Genomic DNA, 19,505 nt, shown 5'->3' on the forward strand with positions numbered 1-19,505 from the left:
TTTTGTCCACATCTGGCGACTTCAACGGCGCGCAGGTCGCCATGCGTGGACAAAACTTGAGCTAGAGGACAATGATGCCCAGGTGCGCGGCGAGAAGCGGTGCCAGGAGCGCCAGCTGGTAGTCGTCGACGACCAGGCCGGCCACGCTGCCGAGTCCACTGATGCCCCTGAAGTCGGTGCCCCGGAGGTCGAAGTCCTGGAGCCTGGCGCCGGTGACATCGAGGGTGCCGATGGTGCAGTCCTTCAGGGCCACCCGGGCGGCGGTGGCCGAGCCGAGGTCCAGCTCGTTGATGATGCAGCCGGTGATGAGGACGTCCGTGAGTTTTGCGCCCCGCAGGTTGAGGAAGTCCAGCTTGCCGCCGTCGATGCGGACCGACTGCCAGCCGCTTTCGTACAGTTCCGCGGAGCCCAGCCGGGGATTGTGGAGTTCGACGTCGCGCCAGGTGCTCCGCGCCGCCCGGAACACGGGGGCGTACAGCTCGTGCAGGGTGCAGTCGCGGAAGCCGGCGCCGCGCAGCTGCGCGTCGTTGAACGACGCGCCCTGGAACTCGCACTCGGCAAAGTCCGCCCCGGTCAGGTCCAGGCCGTCCGCCACTGCACGACTGTACCGGACGCCGTCGTACTTGCCGCCCCGCACGAACTCCGGCGCAGCCTCGTCGACCAGGTCCGCCAGCACCACCCCCGAAAGCCGGGGCGGAGAAACCGCCTGGCCCGGTTTTTTCCGGGCCGCGGGCCGGGCGTCCGCCACTACAGGGACTCTGCCTTCGCCGCGATCTCCGCCAGGTCCTTGGCGAAGGCCTTGCGCGTGGCCGCCAGGCCCATTTTTCCGAAAAGCGCCATCATGATGCGGCTCGCGGCAGTGGGTTTGGCAACCTCTGCCCCGAACGTGACCGTGAGGTCAGTTCCGCCATCCCGCGGGGCAAGGTTGAAGCGCGTGCTGTAGTCGGCCCCGCCCTGGACGGCCTTCACCGTGGTGCTGCGCGGCGGGTCCACCTGGTCCACCCACATCTCCACGGTTTCCGACCGGCCGAACATCTTGCGGGTTTCCTTCCATCGGGTTCCCTCGCCGTACGGACCGTCCGTGAGGAGCTGGACCGCCTCCACGCCGGACAGCGTTGCCGCCGAGCCGGGGATGTCCGTGATGACGGACCACACCTTCTCCGGAGCGGCCTGGATGTGCTGGGTGAGGGTGGTGGTTTGTTCCATGGTTCCGAGCCTAGCCCCGGGCACTGACAATCAACAGGCACCCGCTCGTGCACGCAGGGCTTGAAATAGTAAGCATGCTTCGTGTTAGGGTGAGGAGGTCAGGTTGATCGGCGAAACGAAAGGAGTCCATCATGGGCCTCGGAGACAAGATCGGTAATGCAGCAGAAGACATGGGCGGCAAGGCCAAGGAAGCTGCGGGCAACGCAACTGACAATGACCGCCTGAGGGCCGAAGGCCAGAAGGACCAGGTCAAGGCTGACGCCAAGAAGGTTGGCGAAAGCGTCAAGGACGAGTTCAAGCGCGACTAGTTCCTTGCTGGCGCAGCCGCAGCGAACGGCGTGCTGCAACAGCCAGAAACGGCGGCGGATCCCCTACGGATCCGCCGCCGTTCTGCTTGTCCGGGAAACCGCATTGTCACCAGCCGCTGCGGGTGGGGGTGTGCCCCTGCCGGGAGTCCCCGGGCATGGTCATCTCGGCCCGCAGCCCGAGCAGCCGGATGGGGCGGTCCGGTTCGATCTTGGCCACCAGGTCCAGCGCCCGGGCGAGCACTTCCGCGGGATCGGAGGTCTCCGGGATCTTCCGGGCATACGTCTTGGTGATGAACGGGGCATAGCGGACCTTGAGCGTCAGCCCGACCACCGGCCGGCCCTCGGCCGCCACGTCCTCGAGGACATGCCCGGCCAGTTCACGGATGGCGGCGTCAACCTGCCCGGGCCCGGTGAGGTCCTGCTGGAAGGTGGTTTCCCGGCTGTGCCCGCGCGCCACCCAGGGCGTATCGTCGACTTCGCGGGCGCCGTCGCCGCGGCCCAGCTGCGCGTACCAGGGGCCCATCTTCGGGCCGAACTCGGGGACCAGATCATCGGGGTTTGATGCGGCCAGTTGGGCGACCGTTTCGATCCCGAGCTTGGCCAGACGGCGCGAGACCTTGGTGCCCACACCCCATAGGTCGATGGTGGGCCGGCTGCCCATGACCTCGAGCCAGTTGTCCTCGGTGAGGCGGAAGATCCCGGCGGGCTTGCCGAAGGTCGTGGCCACCTTGGCGCGGACCAGCGTGTCACCGATGCCCACGCTGCAGTGCAGCCGGGTCTCCGCCAGGACCGCCTGCTGCAGCTGCCGGGCATAGCTGTCCGGGTCCCCGGTGCGCACACCCACAAACGCTTCGTCCCAGCCAGCACCTGGACAGTAGCGTCCGGCTGTGCGCGCAGCACCGCCATGACTTTCCCGGACGCTTCAAGGTAGCCGTCCTGGTCCACGGGCAGGATCACGGCGTCGGGGACTTTCCGGGCGGCAATGCGCAGGGGCATTCCGGATCCGACGCCGTACGCCCTGGCCTCGTAGGACGCCGTGGACACCACCGCCCGTTCAGTGGGATCGCCGCGGCCGCCCACGATGAGCGGCTTGCCCGCCAGCTCCGGCCGGCGGAGCACTTCGACGGCGGCGATGAACTGGTCGAGGTCAACGTGCAGCACCCAAGGTTCTCCCACACGCCACAGTCTGCCCCCGCCCGGCGTTCGGCACCACCATTTCCCGCAGCCCGGCCGGAAAACGCCGACGGCGGGCCCGCCCTCCCCAGGGGCGTCCCGCCGTCGTGCGTTGCTTAGGAACGTCTAGCTGTAGAGCGCGTTCTTGGGCTCGTTGTTCTTGACCTTCTGCCAGCCGAGCCAGAGAAGCACCGCGAAGAACGGGATGGTGGCCAGGGTCCACAGGCCCAGGTAGAACACCTCGCCGGTCTTGCTGGTCATGGTGTCGAAGCCGATCAGCACGGTGATGGCCAGCAGGCCAAGAAGGCCGGCCCAGCTGGTCCACGGCGATCCGGGCATCGGCAGGCTGGAGGTGATGCCCTTGCGGTGGCGGAGCACGATCTGGCTGGCGAAAATGGCACCCCAGGTGAAGATCACGCCGATCGAGGCGGTATTCAGCGCAAGGTCGAACGCGTGCGAGCCGCCCAGCCAGATGTTCAGCAGGATGCCCACCAGGTAGAACGCCGCGATGGCCAGGATGGCTGCGTACGGGACGTGCCGCTTGGACATCCGGGTGAGCCACTGCGGCGCATGCCCGTTGTTGGCCATGGTGCGGAAGACGCGGCCGATCGAGTACAGGCCGGAGTTGCAGGAGGACAGGGCCGCGGTGATGACGATCATGTTCATCACGTCACCCACCCAGCCCAGGCCCATCTGGCCGAAGACCGTCACGAACGGGGAGGTGCCGGCTTTGTACTGGTCCGAGGGAAGCAGCATGGCCAGCAGGGTCACGGAACCGACGTAGAACACCACAATGCGGAGCACGACGGCGCGGATCGCCTTGGGCACTTCGCGTTCCGGGTTCTGCATCTCGCCCGCGGTAATGCCGACCAGCTCGATGCCGTTGTAGGCGAAGATCACGGCGTTCAGGACCAGGACCATCACCAGGGCGCCCTTGGGGAACATGCCGCCTTCGGCAGCGAAGAGGTTGGCCACGGAGGCGTTGCCGTCGCCCACCTGGGCGTTGGTGACCACCATGAAGGTGCCCACCACCAGGAAGATGAGGATGGCGCCTACCTTGAGGCAGGAGGCCCAGAATTCGAATTCGCCGAACGCTTTGACGCTGAGCAGGTTCACTGCCACCAGGAGCGCCAGCGCGGCAATGGCGGAGGCCTCCACCGGGACGTTGGGGAAGAAGAACTGGAAGTAGAGGCCGATGGCGATGAGTTCGGCGATGCCGGTCATGCCCCAGTTGATGAAGTACATCCAGCCGGACAGGAACGCGCCCTTCCTGCCGAACATCTCACCGGCGTAGCTGACGAACGAGCCTGAGGTCTGGCGGTACATAATGAGCTCGCCCAGGGCCCGCATCAGCAGGTAGGCGATGACGCCGGCAATGGCGTAGGAGAAGATCAGGGCCGGGCCGGTGGAGGCGAGGCGGCCGCCGGCGCCCATGAAGAGGCCGACGCCGATGGCGCCGCCCATGGCGATCATGGTGACGTGGCGCCTGCCCAGCGTCTTGCTGTAGCCCTCGGCGCTGAGGGAGGGATCGACGGCGGTGGATGGTGCCGTGCGGTTCTGGAGATCTGTGGGGGTACTTTGAGGCACAACTGTTCCTTGTGGGTTGGGGGTTGGCCGCATCCGGAATACGAAGTAATCCAGCTCACAAATTCGGCGTTCTGCTCCTGCAGCAACTTTTTATGAGCCAAATCCTCGTAAAGCCGAAGCTTCGCGCGGCTTGTCCATCCTACAAGATGCCAGGGGGTGCTACGTGACGTGGGCTACACCGGGTCCGTCTCCAGGACCAGATTCTGCTGCCCGTCCAGGCTGACCCGGTAGCTCTGCAGCGGGTCCATCCCCGTGGTGGAGCAGCCGGTGGCGAGGTCGAAGGCGTGCTGGTGCAGGGGGCACATCACCACCTGCCGGTCGATGGTGCCGTCCGCGATGGGTCCTCCCCGGTGCGGGCAGACGGCCGAAACCGCGCGCACGGAACCGTCCCGCAGGCGGAAGACCGCCACCTGCATCCCGTCGACGCCGAAGGCCCGCCCTTCCCCGACCGGGATCTGGTCCACCGGGCCGAGGTTGTGGCTGCGCGCCTGCGTGCCGCTCATCGGACCGGCACCTGCGGCAGGACCGTCAGCGGCAGCGAGGTCCGGAACTGGCCCGGCGTCTGGGGGTCGTCTCGTTCCCGCCACGGGTCCGCGTAGCCGTCCACGGAAGACTGCATGGCCTCGTCCAGCCTGCTGGCGATCCCCTCCGAGTCCTCGACGACCACGGCCCGCAGGTGCTCGATGCCGACCCGCGGCACGAACGAGTACGTCCGCTCCAGCCAGTTGGCATGCTCGCGGTAGTACTGCATGAACCGGCCGGCCAGGACCATGACCTCGTCCTGGCTGTCCACCGTGGCCAGCAGGTCGCCCTTGCGGATGTGGGCGCCCGCAGCTCCGCCGACGTAGATCTCCCAGCGGCCGCCCTCGACGGCCACCACGCCCACGTCTTTCACCAAGGATTCCGCGCAGTTTCGGGGGCAGCCGGAGACAGCCAGCTTCAGCTTCGCCGGCGACTCCAGCCCCTGAAAGCGGGACTCTATCCTGATGCCCAGGGCCGTGGAATCCCCGGTGCCGTAGCGGCAGAAGTCTTGGCCCACGCAGGTTTTGACGGTGCGGAAGCTCTTGCCGTAGGCGTAGCCGGACGGCATGTCCAGGTCCGTCCATACCTGCGGAAGGTCCTCCTTGCGGATGCCCAGCAGGTCGATCCGCTGCCCGCCCGTGAGCTTGATGAGCGGCACGTTGTGTTTCTCCGCAACGTCGGCGATGCGCCGCAGCTGCTCGACGCTGGTCACGCCGCCCTTCATCTGCGGCACTACGGAGAAGGTTCCGTCGCGCTGGATGTTGGCATGGACCCGGTCGTTGATGAACCGGGCATCACGTTCATCGAGGTACTCGGCGGCCCACATCATCTTCAGCAGCGAGGCCAGGCCCATCTTGGACTTCGCGTCCTCCTGGCCGCCCGGCGCCAGGGCCTGGAACACCTGGGAGACGGACCGCAGCCCCAGCCTTCGGATTTCAGCCATGAGCGCGGCCTTGTCCAGCGGGATGCCGGGAACGTAGTAGTTAGCGGCGGGGTCCTCCTCCACGGCTCCCCCGGCAGCCCATTCCACCACCTGGCCCACCAGCAGCTTGCAGGAGCCGCAGCCCTTGCCGGCGCGCGTGGCTTCCATGCTCCCGCCACCGTGGTGCAGCCGCCCTTCACGGCCTGCACCAGAGCGTCCTTGCTGACGCCGTTGCAGTTGCAGACCTGGGCGCCGCCGTCGAGCTCCTCCACCCCGGTCTCCCCGCCCGGCGTTCCAAGGTCGAACATCAGGCCCAGCCGCTCCTCCGGCAGCGGCAGCCCGCTGCCGTACGCCTGCGCGAGGTAGGCGACCTTGCGGCTGTCGCCCAGGAGCGTGGCACCCACCATCTTGTTGTCCCGGACCACAATCGACTTGAACACCCCGCGGCTGGGCTCGGAGAAGACGATGTGTTCGTCCGTGTCCAGTTCCGGCCCGTGCAGGCCCATCGAGGCCACCTCCACCCCTGCCACCTTCAGCTTGGTGGCCGTCCGGGTCCCCAGGTACGCCGACGACGTATCGGTGCCCGTCACGTGGTTGGCCAGCACCACCGCCTGCTCCCAGAGCGGGGCCACCAGGCCGTACACCTCGCCGCGGTGCTGGACGCATTCCCCCACGGCGTAGATGTCGTCCTCGTCCTGGACCCTTAGGGAATCGTCCACCACGATGGCCCGCTCCACCGGCAGGCCGCTGAGCACCGCCAGGTCCACGTTGGGGCGGATTCCGGCCGCCATCACCACCATGTCGCACTCAAGGTCGGGCCTGTCGCGCAGCCGGACCCCGGTGACCCTGTCGGTTCCCAGCACGGCGGTGGTCCGGCAGCCGGTAAGCACGCCGATGCCCAAGGCCTCCACGCTGCGGCGGAGCACCGCCCCGCCGTCGGGCCCCATCTGGGCGCTCATGAGGTGCCCGCCGGAATGGACCACGTCCACGGACACCCCGTGGCGGCGGAGCCCGGACGCCGCCTCAAGCCCCAGCAGCCCCCCGCCGATCACCACGGCATGCCGGGTATGGCCGGCCCGCGCGTGGGCCAGCATGTTCCGTGTGTCATCGATGGTGCGGAACCCGAAAATGCCCTGTTTGAGGGACCCGGCGGGTGTGTACAACCCGTCCATCGGCGGCAGGTGCGAACGGCTCCCGGTGGCGATTACCAGCGTGTCGTACGGGGTCACCCTGCCGTCGCTGGAGTGCACGTTCTTGGCGAAGCGGTCAATCCTGTCCACCCGGACCCCGGCGTGCAGCGTGATGCCGTTCTCCTGGTACCAGGACAGGGGGTTCAGGAGGATCCCGGCGTCGGTCTCGTCCCCGGACAGGACGTGGCTGAGCATGATGCGGTTGTAGTTCCCGTAGGGCTCGTCCCCGAACATGGTGATGGTGAACATGTCAGCGCCGCCGCGCGCCAGGATCTCCTCCACGGCCCGGGCCCCTGCCATCCCGTTGCCGATGACCACCAGCTGCCGGCGCTGCTTCCGGGCGGACCGCAGGGTCCGGGGGTTGACCAGGACCGTGGCCATCAGTGCTCCACCATGCCCAGGTCCACCACCACGGTTCCGGTCACACCCTCCGGCGCGGCCACGTGCAGTTCGATGGCCGTGCCGCCTTCGATGTCCTCCACCACCCGCAGGGAACGTGGACATCACTCTTCGCGCCGATGGGGAAGTAGCGCATGGGGACGCCGTTGCGCATGAGCACCACTGCGATCAGTTCCGGACTGGAATTGCCGCCGCGGAAGTACAGCGTCTGGTTGACCACGCCATCCGGGACGTAGTGCAGGAGCTCGCTGTGGATGGGCACGGGCTTTTCCATTCCGGCGCCCTGGAAGGAGTAGATGCCCTGCAGGAAGAGATTCTGGGTCAGCACGGGCGGGATCCTTTCGGCAGCACAACAACTGGCACTGCCCATCCTGCGCCGCCGATGTTTCAGCTCGCCGGTTCCGCCGTAAAGATCCCTTTACGCCAACCTCACCGTACCCGGGGTGCCCGCCTCAGGACCGCCAAGTGGTACGACAGCACCGGGCCGCGTGCCGCCGTCGTAAGCCCCATTGACGGTTCCCTGCACACTCGATGGCGGGAAACGTCGAGGGGGCAGGGAACCGTCGAAACGGCGAGGGCAACGGCGGATAGGCGGCGGGCAAGCACCGCAGGACGCGGGAATCACACCGCCAGTGCAGCCGCTTTCCGGCGCCGGGCCTTGGCCAGCCGGGTCCCGATCAGGCCCTGCCGCGGGCTGAAGAGGTAGACGGCGCCGAACACCACGCCCTGGGTCAGCACCACCATGGCCCCGGATGCGGTGTCCAGGTAGTAGCTGATGTAGATGCCCGCCACGGAGCAGAGCGCCGAGATGGTGGGCGCGATGACCAGCATCCGGGAGAACCGGTCCGTCAGCAGGTAGGCCGTGGCTCCGGGGATGATGAGCATGGCCACCACCAGCACCACGCCCACGGTCTGCAGCGCCACCACTGACGTCAGGGCGAGCAGGCCGAGCAGCAGCGCGCCGAGCCGGCGGGGCGAGAGCCCGATGGCATGCGCGTGGGTGGGGTCGAAGGCGTACAGGGTGAGGTCGCGGCGCTTGAGGATGAGGATGGCGAAGGCCACCACGCCGAGCACCAGCACCTGGATGAGGTCCGGGATGCTGACGCCGAGGAGGTTGCCGAAGATGATGTGGTTGAGGTCGGTCTGGCTGGGGGTGACGGAGATCAGCACCAGGCCCAGCGCGAACAGCGAGGAGAAAACAATGCCGATTGCGGCGTCTTCCTTCACCCGGCTGGTGTTGCGGACCACCCCGATCAGGGTGACCGCCACCAGCGCGAACACCAGCGCACCCAGTGCAAACGGCGCACCCACGATGTAGGCGAGCACGACGCCGGGAAGCACCGCGTGCGAGACGGCGTCGCCCATGAGGGACCAGCCGATCAGGACCAGCCAGCAGCTGAGCACGGCGCAGACGACGGCGGCGAGCGCGGTGGTGATGATGGCCCGGACCATGAAGTCGTAGGACAGGGGTTCGAGGAGGAGTTCCATCAGGCGGTCCGTTCCTTCCGTGCATGCACGTCCTGGTCCGGCAGGTCGCGGTTCAGGACGTCCAGGCCGAAAGCCATTGCCAGGTTTTCCGGCTGCAGCACCTGCTCCGGCGGACCGTGCATGAGCACCCGGTGCATCAGCAGCACGGCCTCGTCGCACAGCTGGGGCAGGGCGTGCAGGTCGTGGGTGGAGATCAGGATGGTGCAGCCGTCAGAGGCGAGCTCGCGAAGGAGCCGGGTGATGGTGGCCTCGGAGCGCTTGTCCACGCCGGCGAAGGGTTCGTCCAGGAGCATGGTGGTGGCCCCCTGCGCTATCCCGCGGGCCACGAACGCCCGTTTCTTCTGGCCGCCGGACAGCTGGCCGATCTGGCGCCCGGCGTACTCGCCCAGTTCCACCCGGTCCAATGCCTCGTCGACGGCGGCGCGGTCGGCTTTGGACGCGCGGCGGGTGAAGCCCTGGTGCCCGTACCGTCCCATCATCACCACGTCGCGGACGGACAGCGGGAATTGCCAGTCCACGTCCTCGCTTTGCGGCACGTACCCGATCCCGCCTTCCCGGCGGGCCCGCCCGGGTGACTGCCCGTTGATCCGGACCGTGCCGGCGTCGGGCTTGATCATGCCCATGATCGCCTTGAACAGTGTGGACTTGCCGGAGCCGTTCATGCCCACCAGGCCGCAGATCCGGGCGGGATCCAGGGTGAGGGAGGCGGCATCGAGCGCCAGGACTTCGCCGTAGTGGACGGTGACGTTGTCAACGAGGATGGCGGGCGTGCTCATGACCCGGCTCCGGTGAGGGCCTTGGTGATGACGTCGGCGTCGTGCCTGATGAGGTCCAGGTAAGTGGGCACGGGACCGTCCGCTTCGGAGAGCGAGTCCACGTAGAGGGTGCCGCCGAACTTCGCGCCGGTGGCACCGACCACCTGCTGCATGGGGGCGTCCGAGACGGTGGATTCGCAGAACACCGCGGGAACGTTGTTGGCCTTGACGTACTCGATGGCCCGGGTGATCTGCTGCGGAGTTGCCTGCTGCTCGGCGTTGACGGCCCAGATATAGAGCTCCTTCAGCCCGGCATCGCGGGCCAGGTAGGAGAATGCACCCTCGCAGGTGACCAGGGCGCGCTGCGCTTCCGGCACTCCGGCCAGGCGGGTGGTCATCTGGTCCTGCACGGCCTGGAGTTCGGCCTTGTAGGCATCACCGTTGGCTTTGAAGGCCTCGGCGTTGTCCGGGTCCAGCTCCGAGAAGGCCTTCACCATGTTGTCCACGTAGACCTGGACGTTCAACGGCGACATCCACGCATGCGGGTTCGGCTTGCTTGGTAGGCGTCCTCGCTGATGTTCATCGGTTCCACGCCCTCGCTGACCACGGCGTGCGGTACGTCCAATCCCTCCACGAACTGGGCGAACCACGCTTCCAGGTTCAGCCCGTTGTCCAGGATGAGGTCGGCTTTGGACGCTTTCCGGATGTCCCCCGGCGTCGGCTCGTAGCGTGGATCTCGGCGCCCGCCTTGGTGATGGATTCCACGGTGAGCTTGTCCCCCGCAACGTTCCGGGCGACGTCGGCCAGCACGGTGAAGGTGGTCAGGACCACCTTCTTGCCGTCGTCGCCGTTGCCGGCGGCGCCGCCTCCGCAGGCGGTGAGCAGGAGGGAAAGCACGACGGCGGCAAGCGCCGCGGCGCGGAGGCGGGTCCGCTGCGGGGCGCTGGTCCGGGCGGCTACTTTGGCGCACCGAAACGTAGATTTAGGCATACCGAATATTTTACGCGAAGCAGGTTTCGGCGGGCAACGCAGCCTCCCCTTCCCCGGACTAGGCTGAAACCATGGCTACCGCCCACCGCACACCACCCGCCCCGCAGCCCCAGCTCTACCGGTTCACTCCGCTGGACTTCACCACGCTGGCCATGTACGTGGCCATCGCGGGGTTCTTTGCCGTGGCCGGTGAACTCCTGGCGCCCTTCCTGCGGCAGGTGGCCCCCAGCCCGGCTGCGGCGTCATACGCGGTGAACCTGCTGTTTTACGGTTCTGTAGGGATCCTCGCGCTGCTCGCTGCCCGGAAGGTGGTGGCCCGGGACCTGCTGGTGCTCGGCACCCGGCCCTGGTTCACGCTGCTGATGATCCCGGCAGCGGTGATCGCCATGATGATCCTGACGGCCATCGTGGTGGCGGCCGGCGGCGACGTGCAGACCTCGGCGAACCAGGCAGGGCTGCAGGAGCTCATGCAGCAGGTGCCGGCCTGGCTCATGGTGCCGGTCATCGTGGTGGCCGGACCGTTCGTGGAGGAGTACATCTTCCGCCACCTGCTGATCGGCAAGCTCAGCAGGCGCGTCAACATCTGGATCTGCTGTGCGCTGTCCGTAGTCCTGTTCGCCGCGCTGCACATCGTGGGGCAGGAGGCCATCACCCTGACGGCGCTGCTGCCCTACCTGGCGATGGGCGCCACCCTGGTGTTCGTCTACGTCTGGACCGGGAAGAACCTGATGTTCTCCTACTTCGTCCACGCCGCCAAGAACCTGCTGGCCGTCGTCTTCATCTACGCCATCCCGCCGGAACTGTACGAACAGCTCCAGCAGGGCGTTCCGGCCTAAGCGCCGGTACGGGCCGCCAGGACCGCGCTCCTGGCACCCCATTGCGGACCCGGCGGGCAACCGGGTTCTGCATCGGCCAAGCCTGATTACTAGACTTGGACGGTGAGCAACCAGATCCCCTCCCCGGTGTCCGACGTCTTCGATCCCACCCGCTGGCGCGTGGTGTCCGGTTTTGAGGACTTCCAGGACATGACCTACCACCGCCAGGTGGAGCGGGATTCCGACGGCGGCTGGGTGCGTGACCTGCCCACGGTCCGGATCGCTTTCAACCGGCCCGAGGTCCGCAACGCGTTCCGGCCCGGCACCGTCGATGAGCTCTACCGGGCCATGGACCACGCACGGATGACCCCGGACGTGGCCACCGTGCTGCTCACCGGCAACGGCCCCTCCCCCAAGGACGGCGGCCACTCGTTCTGCTCCGGCGGGGACCAGCGGATCAGGGGCCGGGACGGTTATAGATACGCCGACGGCGAGACCCAGGAAACCATCGACCCCGCCAGGGCCGGCCGGCTCCACATCCTGGAAGTCCAGCGGCTGATGCGGACCATGCCCAAGGTGGTCATCGCCGTCGTCAACGGCTGGGCTGCCGGCGGCGGGCACTCGCTGCACGTGGTGGCTGACCTCACCATCGCGTCGCGCCAGCACGGCAAGTTCAAGCAGACCGACGCCACCGTGGGAAGCTTCGACGCCGGCTACGGCTCGGCGCTGCTGGCCCGCCAGATCGGGCAGAAGGCCGCCCGGGAGATCTTCTTCCTCGCCCGCGAATATTCCGCTGAGGACATGGTCCGGATGGGCGCCGTGAACGAAGCTGTGGACCACGAACGCCTCGAGGAGGTGGCACTGGAGTACGCCGCGGACATCGCCCGCCAGTCGCCGCAAGCCATCCGGATGCTGAAGTTCGCCTTCAACCTTGCCGACGACGGCCTGGCCGGCCAGCAGGTCTTCGCCGGTGAAGCCACCCGGCTGGCTACATGACGGACGAGGCGGTGGAGGGCAAGGAAGCCTTCCTGCAAAAACGCGACCCCGACTGGTCCTCCTTCCCGCACTACTTCTAAGGCAGGAGCGGCACATGAACGCGCTCAACATTGAGCCGGCCCTGAAGGCCCTCGCGGCCGCCCTCCATGGCGAGGGCCCCGCCGTCGAACTTTCCCTCGCCGGGGACGGCTCCCTGGTGGTGGGCCACATCGAAACGCCCGGCTGCGACGATGCCGTGGCCGTGGTCCGCACCTCCGGATCCACCGGAACGCCCAAGGCCACGGTCCTCACCGTGGAATCCCTTGCCGCATCCTCCATGGCCACGGCACTGGCACTGAAGGGTGAAGGGCAGTGGCTGCTGGCCCTCCCGGTGCAGTACGTGGCAGGCATCCAGGTCCTTGTACGGTCGCTGTTCGCCGGCACCCGCCCGTGGGTCATGGACATGTCCGGCGGGTTCACGCCGGAGGCTTTCACCGCCGCGGCACAGGAACTGACGGACAAAATCCGCTTCACCTCACTGGTCCCCACCCAGCTGCAGCGGCTCCTTGACGACCCGTCAGCCGAAACCCTCGCGGTGCTCCGCCGGTTCAACGCCGTCCTCCTGGGCGGGGCCCCGGCGCCCGACTCGCTGCTGGACGCTGCCCGGGACGCCGGCGTGCGCGTTGTCACCACCTACGGCTCCGCGGAATCCTCCGGCGGCTGCATCTACAACGGCTATCCCCTGGAAGGCGTCTCGGTCCGGGTGGACGGGGACGGCCGGATCCTGCTGGGCGGCGACACCATCGCCGCCGGCTACCTCGAGGCCCCGGACCAGGAGTCCGGCACGTTCTTCGAGGAGGACGGCGTGCGCTGGTACCGCACCAATGACCTCGGCAGCATCGACGACGACGGCCGGCTCACCGTGCTGGGCAGGATGGACGACGTGATCATCACCGGCGGCGTGAAAGTGTCCGCGCTGCACGTGCAGGAGGAACTGGAAAAGTCCGACGGCGTGACGGCCGCGTTCGTGGCCGGCGTCCCTTCCGCAGAGTGGGGCCAGGCCGTGGCCGCGTATGTTGCGCTGGCGGGCGACGCTGCCGCCCCGGGCGCCGCCGGCTCCGCCGCACCGGGGGAACACGCCGTCGTGCTTGAACAGGAATGGCACCGCAGGCTGGGGGTGCTGGCGCCCAAAACGGTCCTGGCCGCCTCCGCCCTGAGGATGCTGCCCAACGGCAAGCCCGACCGGCTGGCCATGACCGCCGAACTCAGCGCCCTGCACCAGGGAAAGTAGAGTGGACCTGCACCAAAGCGGCGAGCGCGTGCTTTCCGCCCCGCCGGTCTCCCGATTCAATACGAGGTACTAAACGTGGCCACAGCCGCACAATGGATCCAAGGCGCGCGACTGCGAACCCTGCCTGCCGCGATAGCGCCGGTACTCATCGGTTCCGCCGCAGCCTACGAGATGGATTCGTTCCTCCTGTTCAACGCCATCCTCGCCGCGCTGGTGGCCCTGCTGCTGCAGGTGGGCGTGAACTTCGCCAACGACTACTCCGACGGCATCCGCGGGACGGACGATGACCGGGTGGGCCCGCTGCGGCTGGTCGGCTCCGGCGCGGCCAAGCCGGAGCACGTCAAGCGCGCCGCGTTCGGGACCTTTGCCGCGGCGATGGTGTTCGGGCTGGTGCTGGTGGTCATCACCCAGAGCTGGTGGCTGATCCTGGTGGGCCTGGGCTGCGTCATGGCTGCCTGGGGCTACACGGGCGGCAAGAACCCCTACGGCTACATGGGCCTGGGCGACGTGTTCGTGTTCGTGTTCTTCGGCCTGGTGGCCACGCTCGGCACCACCTACACCCAGGCGGGGCAGATCAACCTGCCCGCCATCATCGGCGCCATCGGCACCGGCTCATCGCCACCGCCCTGCTGATGGCCAACAACGTCCGGGACATCCCCACTGACATGCAGGTGGGAAAGAAGACCCTGGCCGTGCGGCTGGGCGACAAGCATGCCCGGGAAAGCTACGTGCTGATGCTGGCCGTGGCCATCCTGTTGGTGGTCATCCTGGCTCCGGCGCGGCCATGGATGCTGATTGTGCTGCTGCTGATCCCGGCCTGCCTGATGCCGTCCTGGCTGATGATCAACGGCCGCAAGCGCAAGAGCCTGATCCCGGTGCTGAAGCAGACCGGCCTCATCAACCTCGGCTATAGCCTGCTGTTCTCACTGGGCCTGGTACTCAGCCACGGGTTCTAGCCCTGGCTGCGGGGCTTGTGGTCCTTGGCGTCATTGCTGATGGCAATGTCCGGGTTGGCGTCCAGGAGCGCGTCCTCGGCGTTGGCGTCCTGGACTTCACTGGCCGAACGGAGCGGCTTGGCCTTGCCGGAGAACCGCCGCTGCAGGGCGGCGGCAGCCTCATCACGCTGCTTCTGGAAGAACAGGTAGCTGACGGCGAAGGCGATCAGGGCGGCACAGATCACGGACATCAGGGCACCCAGCTGCAGGAGCGTGAAGAGCACGAACAGCGGTGCGAAGAGGGCGAGTCGGATCAGGGAATATTTCAAAAAGGCCACATTCAAGTTTAGCCGTCTCCCGCCCGGGCTCCCGCGGCCTGCGGGCGATAGACTTGGAGGCATGCTCCTCCGTGTGGCTTTGGCCGTGGCAGTCCTCGTCATCTTCGTGTATGGCCTCGTGGACGTGATCCGCACGGATGGCCGGCTCACGCGTGGAATCTCCAAACCCGCATGGATCGTGGTGATGATCGTCCTTCCCGTCCTGGGCGCCATCCTCTGGCTGCTCATCGGGCGTCCGCGCGGGTCTGCCCCGCAGCAGCAGAACTACCGCCACCCCACCGCCCCGGACGATGATCCCGATTTCCTTCGCAACCTTGAGGTCCGCCGCCGCAACGAGGCCGAGGCTGCCCGGCTGAAGAAGCTCAAGGACGAGCTGGATGCCAAGGCGAAGGACGACGGCGGCAAGGACAAACACGAAACCGACGAACGCGATACCGACGGACGGAAGTAGGACCTATGGCTCGCCAATCTGACGGAGAAGAACGGCCCGGGATCAACACATCCGGGACCGCTTATCCGCCAGAAGGGCCAGCCACTCCACCGTCCGCTGCACCCGCCGGCCAGCCCCCGGCACCGCCTCCCACTCCCCATGCGCCGCCGCCGCGGCCGGGGCTGTCCTATTCCGCGCCTGCTCCGATCGCCGTCATCCCGCCGGCCCCGGGCACCATCAGGCATGGCCGCACGCTGTGGCTTGCCAGTTTCCTGGCGGGCCTCGCCGTCCTGGTGGGCTCGTTCCTCACCCGCGACGGGCACCTGGAACGGCTGCGCGGAGTGGTGGAGCAGATGGCGCCGGGCGGTGACGCCGAGGCCGTCACCACCGCTACCGGGATCGTTTTTTGGGGAAGCGGAGGAGCCCTGCTGCTGGCGATCCTCCTTGAGGCGGCCATGCTGGGCGTGGTGCTGGGCCGGCAGGGCTGGGCCAGGTGGGCCCTGATCCCGCTGCTCGCCGGCCACGCGCTGGTGATGATCGTGGCCGTCGCGTTCCTCGTTCCCGACGGCGACGGCGCCAGCTACGTGCTGCTCCTCTGGGGCGCCGAACTGCTCCTGGCACTGGCCGCTGGTGATGTTCTTCCTGCCCTCGGCGAACGCCTGGCTGAAGTCGAGCCGCGCCGGCTGACCGCCGGCCGCTCAGGCGGACGGCCGCCCGCTCAGGTGGACCGCTGCCCGCTCAGGCGGAGGGCCGGAGCCGCTGGCGCTGCAGGGCCGATGCTTCCGCCAGCACTCCTTCACAGCTGCGGATGACAACCCTGCAGGCCTCCAGCGCGGCACGGTCCGTCAGCGGGTTCTCGGCCACCGAGCGCCACCGGAGCAGGAACCGGCGGGCCTCGTCCGCCAGGTCGTCCGGGCTGGCGTCCTCGCCCAGCCCCAGCCGGACGTGTGGCGCGGCGCCCCACCCCCCGATCAGGCTTTCCGCCTCCGCTGCCAGTTCCGGGCGGAGGGGCACTCCCGTGGTCCGCAGCGTGGCAAGCAGCCGCAGTTCCCGGAATTCGTGGGCATTGGCCTGCAGGCGTTCCAGCGCTGCAGCCAGCTGTCCGGCGTCCGGGCGGGGTGAAGAGCGCAGCAGGGACTCCACCCCCACCAGGGCGGTCCGGGCCTTCAACGCCTCCGCGCGCGCCTGGAACTGCCGGTTGAGCAGCTCCAGCAGCGGATCCAGGCCGCTGCGCCGGGCGAGTTCGTGGGCCAGCGGGGTGGGTTCGTCGAACCCGTTGCGGAGCAGGACCACTGCCAGCCGGATGCCGAACAGGCCGTACCTGGACAGCAGGGACGCCCGGGCCTCCGGTGTCAGGCCGTCCGGTCCGACGGACCTGGCGAACCTGTCGGCAGAGAGCAGCATCTTTTCGCGGTCGGCACGCTCCAGGCCGGCCAGCAGCTGCAGGGCGGCAAAGTCCTGCTGGCGCATGGTGCGGGCGCTCTGGGCAAGGAGGCCGGCCACCGGGACAACGCCCAGGGCCAGCTTCCGCAGGTTGTGGTCCCGCCGGTAGCGCTCGGCGATTTCCCCGGCCGAGAGCAGCGAATCGATGCGCCCTGCGCCTACTTCATCCGCGCGGGACAGGACCGCGAGCGCATTGACGGTGCCGGAGCGGCCTGCCTCGGTGTCGCGGAAGGATTCGAGGAACCGGAGGTCGGAGGCGTGCATGTGGCGCATCAGGTAGATGATGGCGTCCGCTTCCGACGGCGTGTCCCCCGGGGTCAGGAAGCTCGTGGACCGGGCAGACACGTCCTCGGAAAGGGAGGCGATGCCCGGAGTGTCGATCAGGGTCATGCTCCGCAGCGTGGGCGACGGCCACTCCACGTCCAGCCGTTCCACATCCTTAGCCTGCACGTCTCCGAGGACGAACACCAGGCGGCCGTCCACGCGCTTGAGCGGCAGGATGCGGGGTTCCCCATCCCGGGGGTGGAGGGTGATGCGGGGCGTGTGGCCGTACCGGTACCACGTGACGATCCGGGTGCACTCGCCCGTGTCCGTGGGCGCGATTTCCTCGCCGATGATGGCGTTCAGGAGCGTGGACTTGCCCGCCTTCACCATGCCGGCGATGGCTATGCGCAGGGGCTCCGCCAGCCTGCGGGCGTAGTTGTGCAGCGCCCCGGCCGCCACCGGGTCATCATCGTAGACTTTCAGGGCCTCCTGGACCAGGCCGGCAGCTCCGTCGATGGTTGAACCGGTCATACTGCGCCAACAGACGTGAGTTTCTGGACTCCTGCCACTTCGGCGGCCACCACCTCGGCCGCCCGGTGGAGGGCATCCACCTTCTTGAGTTCGGCCTTGATGTCCTGATGCGGACGTCCTTCTCCAGCGCGTAGGTGGTGGCAGCCTTCTGCGCCGCGCTCACGGAATCGGTCAGGGAGCGGTGGTGTTCTTCGGCGATCTCGGTGAAGTGGTCGCGGATGGACCGCTGCACCAGCCGAAGCCGGTCCTTGAGCTGCTTGCCCACCTGGAAGGTGACGTCGTCGATCTGCCGCCTGACCAGCGCCTTCGCTTCGCCCTGCCGTCGCTTGAGCCGCGCTTCCTTGTCCTCCCGGTACGCTTTGCGGCCCAGCAGCAGGCCGGCGCCAACGGAGAGCGGATTGATCAGGGCCATCCCGAAGATGCCGGTCAGGAGGCCGAACATCAGCACGCCGCCGTAGGAGCCGCGCATGCCGATCAGCACTTTTTGCATCGGGTTGATGCGGCCGTCCTCCATGTCCGGCATCGCGTCCACGGGATCCAGGGCATCGCCTGAGTCGGACACACGCATGACCGGCAGCGACACTTCCTCGGCGGCGAAGTGCTCGGCAACCTGTGCTGCCAGCCACTGGGCCCGCTCGCTGGTCCAGACAAAGGTGTCTGAAATGGCGGCGGCGGCGCATTCCTCCAGCCACCTGGAAAACTCGTTCCAGCTCGGCCCCGGGTCCCCCTGGTCGATGGCAGCCTCTGCTTCCCGCTGGATGCGGCGGAGCCGGTCCCTCAGGTCGTATTCCATGTCCGCGATGAGGTCGCTGATGCCGTCATTGAGGGTGATCTGCCAGCGCGCCGAGCGTTTGCGGAGTTCGTCCGCCTCGGTCCTGGCCAGTTCCAGTTCGGCGATCATCCGGGGCGTGCCCTCGGGGTTTTCGAGTGCTTCAAGCTCCGACTGCAGTGAGAGCCGCAGGTTTTCCGTCACGGAGAGCAGGTCCTGGCTGACGGAACGGCGCTGCAGGCGCTGGGCCTTGCCCACAATCTCGTTCCGGAGGTGCGTGATGAGGACGGGAAAGCCGGATTCGGTGTTCAGCTCGCTGTCCTGCAGCCGCGCGGCCTCCAGCCGCAGGTCCGAGGACACTGGAAACAACGGGATATCCGGGGCCACCCTGGCCAGATGGGCCCGGTCCGTTTCCTCCACCCGCCGCCAGTCCGGGTAGAGATCCGTCTTGGACAGGACACCCACAACGCTGGGGGTGATCCGCATCGCCTGGCGGAGGAAGCGCAGCTCAGGTTCGGTGTACTCCTGGGACGCATCGGACACCAGGAGCATGGCATCGGCGGTGGGCAATGCGGTCAGGGTTGTGAGGGTGTGGGAAGAGCCCATCCCGCCGACGCCTGGAGAGTCAATGACGGTGAGTCCGCCGGTCAGGATCTTGCGGGGCAGGCAGACCTCCGCGGCCACGAGCTTCTTGCTGTTTCCCGGGTTGCCCTGCTCGGAGACATACGCCGGCAGGTCTGCGAGCGGGATCGGCTGCCGTTCCATGCTGGCCTCGTCAGCACCGTCGTTGTCGGCCTTGGGTACCAGGATGGAGGCCGATGCAGGGTCGCCGTACCGGACCACGGTGGGGACGGAGGTGGCAATATCATCGTCCACGGGACAAGCGGGGGCATTGACCAGTGCATTGATGAGTTTGCTCTTGCCCTGCTTGAACTCGCCCACAACGATGACGCGGATGCTCGGGTCCTTGAGCCTGCCCAGGGTCTGGTCCAGGCGCTTCCGGAGGTCCGCCCGGTCACCGGTGCCGACCAGTTGGAGGCCGTGCTCCACCAGTTTAATGAGCTGCGCCGCCGTCGCCGGGGTAGTGGGTTTTGCCGGTCCTGCTTCTGCCACAGCGTGTCCTTTTCCTCGAGCCCCGATTTGGAATGTGGGATGGGGTGGGAAGAGCCCGGCA

At 67.6% G+C, this 19,505-nt stretch carries 14 protein-coding genes and 6 pseudogenes; 7 read left to right on the forward strand and 13 right to left on the reverse strand.

The window, feature by feature from the left end; all coding sequences use genetic code 11:
- Window positions 1-61 precede the first annotated feature (61 nt).
- The gene (locus G205_RS02885; protein ID WP_009356649.1) at window positions 62-748 is read right to left on the reverse strand and encodes a pentapeptide repeat-containing protein; all 687 of its coding nucleotides are present in this window, start codon (window positions 746-748) and stop codon (window positions 62-64) included.
- A complete protein-coding gene (locus G205_RS02890; RefSeq protein WP_009356650.1) occupies window positions 748-1,206 on the reverse strand; it encodes an SRPBCC family protein in 459 nt (152 codons plus the stop codon). Before G205_RS02890 ends, G205_RS02885 begins: the two co-directional genes overlap by 1 nt.
- A 131-nt stretch (window positions 1,207-1,337) precedes the next feature.
- Between G205_RS02890 and G205_RS02895 the strand changes: the two genes are divergently transcribed.
- On the forward strand, window positions 1,338-1,514 hold the full coding sequence (locus G205_RS02895) for a CsbD family protein (protein WP_009356651.1): 177 nt from the start codon (window positions 1,338-1,340) through the stop codon (window positions 1,512-1,514).
- A gap of 106 nt (window positions 1,515-1,620) precedes the next feature.
- Here G205_RS02895 and G205_RS02900 read toward each other — a convergent pair.
- From G205_RS02900 to G205_RS02935, 8 genes and pseudogenes are all read right to left on the reverse strand, one after another.
- Window positions 1,621-2,690: pseudogene (locus tag G205_RS02900) on the reverse strand (DNA polymerase IV).
- A gap of 123 nt (window positions 2,691-2,813) precedes the next feature.
- Window positions 2,814-4,274 (reverse strand): amino acid permease, encoded by a 1,461-nt coding sequence (locus G205_RS02905; protein ID WP_009356653.1) that lies wholly within the window; start codon window positions 4,272-4,274, stop codon window positions 2,814-2,816.
- 173 nt (window positions 4,275-4,447) lie between these two features.
- Window positions 4,448-4,777 (reverse strand): Rieske (2Fe-2S) protein, encoded by a 330-nt coding sequence (locus G205_RS02910; RefSeq protein ID WP_009356654.1) that lies wholly within the window; start codon window positions 4,775-4,777, stop codon window positions 4,448-4,450.
- A pseudogene (gene nirB / locus G205_RS02915) lies at window positions 4,774-7,208 on the reverse strand (nitrite reductase large subunit NirB). Before nirB ends, G205_RS02910 begins: the two are co-directional and overlap by 4 nt.
- A 121-nt stretch (window positions 7,209-7,329) precedes the next feature.
- Window positions 7,330-7,635, reverse strand: a complete 306-nt coding sequence (locus tag G205_RS02920) for a hypothetical protein (RefSeq protein ID WP_009356655.1) — start codon at window positions 7,633-7,635, stop codon at window positions 7,330-7,332.
- 293 nt (window positions 7,636-7,928) lie between these two features.
- On the reverse strand, window positions 7,929-8,795 hold the full coding sequence (locus G205_RS02925) for a metal ABC transporter permease (RefSeq protein WP_009356656.1): 867 nt from the start codon (window positions 8,793-8,795) through the stop codon (window positions 7,929-7,931).
- Window positions 8,795-9,571, reverse strand: coding sequence for a metal ABC transporter ATP-binding protein (locus G205_RS02930; protein WP_009356657.1), 777 nt, complete (start codon window positions 9,569-9,571; stop codon window positions 8,795-8,797). The genes G205_RS02925 and G205_RS02930 overlap by 1 nt, the downstream gene beginning before the upstream one ends.
- A pseudogene (locus G205_RS02935) lies at window positions 9,568-10,540 on the reverse strand (metal ABC transporter substrate-binding protein). Before G205_RS02935 ends, G205_RS02930 begins: the two are co-directional and overlap by 4 nt.
- Before the next feature lie 71 nt (window positions 10,541-10,611).
- On the opposite strand from G205_RS02935, the gene G205_RS02940 reads away from it, so the two are divergent.
- The 4 genes and pseudogenes from G205_RS02940 (at window position 10,612) to G205_RS02955 (ending at window position 14,577) form a co-directional block, all read left to right on the forward strand.
- Window positions 10,612-11,376 carry a CPBP family intramembrane glutamic endopeptidase gene (locus G205_RS02940; protein WP_009356658.1) on the forward strand — a complete coding sequence of 255 codons (765 nt, stop codon included), beginning with the start codon at window positions 10,612-10,614 and terminating at the stop codon, window positions 11,374-11,376.
- A gap of 102 nt (window positions 11,377-11,478) precedes the next feature.
- Window positions 11,479-12,431: pseudogene (locus G205_RS02945) on the forward strand (1,4-dihydroxy-2-naphthoyl-CoA synthase).
- A 14-nt stretch (window positions 12,432-12,445) separates the two neighbouring features.
- A complete protein-coding gene (locus tag G205_RS02950) occupies window positions 12,446-13,621 on the forward strand; it encodes an AMP-binding protein (protein ID WP_009356661.1) in 1,176 nt (391 codons plus the stop codon).
- A gap of 75 nt (window positions 13,622-13,696) precedes the next feature.
- Window positions 13,697-14,577, forward strand: a pseudogene (locus G205_RS02955) (1,4-dihydroxy-2-naphthoate polyprenyltransferase).
- Here the strand turns inward: G205_RS02955 and G205_RS02960 are convergent.
- Entirely contained in the window at window positions 14,574-14,894 is a 321-nt protein-coding gene (locus G205_RS02960; protein WP_009356662.1) for a DUF4229 domain-containing protein, read from the reverse strand. The pseudogene G205_RS02955 and the gene G205_RS02960 overlap by 4 nt on opposite strands.
- Before the next feature lie 61 nt (window positions 14,895-14,955).
- Here G205_RS02960 and G205_RS02965 point away from each other — a divergent pair, with 61 nt between their 5' ends.
- Together G205_RS02965 and G205_RS22425 are read left to right on the forward strand one after the other, a co-directional pair.
- Window positions 14,956-15,345, forward strand: coding sequence for a PLD nuclease N-terminal domain-containing protein (locus G205_RS02965; protein ID WP_009356663.1), 390 nt, complete (start codon window positions 14,956-14,958; stop codon window positions 15,343-15,345).
- 5 nt (window positions 15,346-15,350) lie between these two features.
- A complete protein-coding gene (locus G205_RS22425; protein WP_235046755.1) occupies window positions 15,351-16,136 on the forward strand; it encodes a hypothetical protein in 786 nt (261 codons plus the stop codon).
- On the opposite strand, the gene G205_RS02975 is transcribed toward G205_RS22425, so the two are convergent.
- Both G205_RS02975 and G205_RS02980 read right to left on the reverse strand, forming a co-directional pair.
- The gene (locus G205_RS02975; RefSeq protein WP_009356665.1) at window positions 16,063-17,562 is read right to left on the reverse strand and encodes a dynamin family protein; all 1,500 of its coding nucleotides are present in this window, start codon (window positions 17,560-17,562) and stop codon (window positions 16,063-16,065) included. The genes G205_RS22425 and G205_RS02975 overlap by 74 nt on opposite strands.
- Window positions 17,559-19,444: pseudogene (locus tag G205_RS02980) on the reverse strand (dynamin family protein). The gene G205_RS02975 and the pseudogene G205_RS02980 overlap by 4 nt, the downstream one beginning before the upstream one ends.
- Window positions 19,445-19,505: the final 61 nt, after the last annotated feature.

It is taken from the genome of Arthrobacter nitrophenolicus (assembly GCF_000332815.1).
Classification (GTDB): Bacteria; Actinomycetota; Actinomycetes; order Actinomycetales; family Micrococcaceae; genus Arthrobacter; species Arthrobacter nitrophenolicus.

What these genes read in the sequence shown, in the direction of transcription:
- G205_RS02940 (WP_009356658.1), top strand. Translation starts at nt 10,612, where the DNA reads ATGGCTACCGCCCACCGCACACCACCCGCCCCGCAGCCCCAGCTCTAC.
- G205_RS02965 (WP_009356663.1), top strand. Translation starts at nt 14,956, where the DNA reads ATGCTCCTCCGTGTGGCTTTGGCCGTGGCAGTCCTCGTCATCTTCGTG.
- G205_RS02950 (WP_009356661.1), top strand. Translation starts at nt 12,446, where the DNA reads ATGAACGCGCTCAACATTGAGCCGGCCCTGAAGGCCCTCGCGGCCGCC.
- G205_RS22425 (WP_235046755.1), top strand. Translation starts at nt 15,351, where the DNA reads ATGGCTCGCCAATCTGACGGAGAAGAACGGCCCGGGATCAACACATCC.
- G205_RS02910 (WP_009356654.1), bottom strand. Translation starts at nt 4,777, where the DNA reads ATGAGCGGCACGCAGGCGCGCAGCCACAACCTCGGCCCGGTGGACCAG.
- G205_RS02975 (WP_009356665.1), bottom strand. Translation starts at nt 17,562, where the DNA reads ATGACCGGTTCAACCATCGACGGAGCTGCCGGCCTGGTCCAGGAGGCC.
- G205_RS02890 (WP_009356650.1), bottom strand. Translation starts at nt 1,206, where the DNA reads ATGGAACAAACCACCACCCTCACCCAGCACATCCAGGCCGCTCCGGAG.
- G205_RS02930 (WP_009356657.1), bottom strand. Translation starts at nt 9,571, where the DNA reads ATGAGCACGCCCGCCATCCTCGTTGACAACGTCACCGTCCACTACGGC.
- G205_RS02895 (WP_009356651.1), top strand. Translation starts at nt 1,338, where the DNA reads ATGGGCCTCGGAGACAAGATCGGTAATGCAGCAGAAGACATGGGCGGC.
- G205_RS02925 (WP_009356656.1), bottom strand. Translation starts at nt 8,795, where the DNA reads ATGGAACTCCTCCTCGAACCCCTGTCCTACGACTTCATGGTCCGGGCC.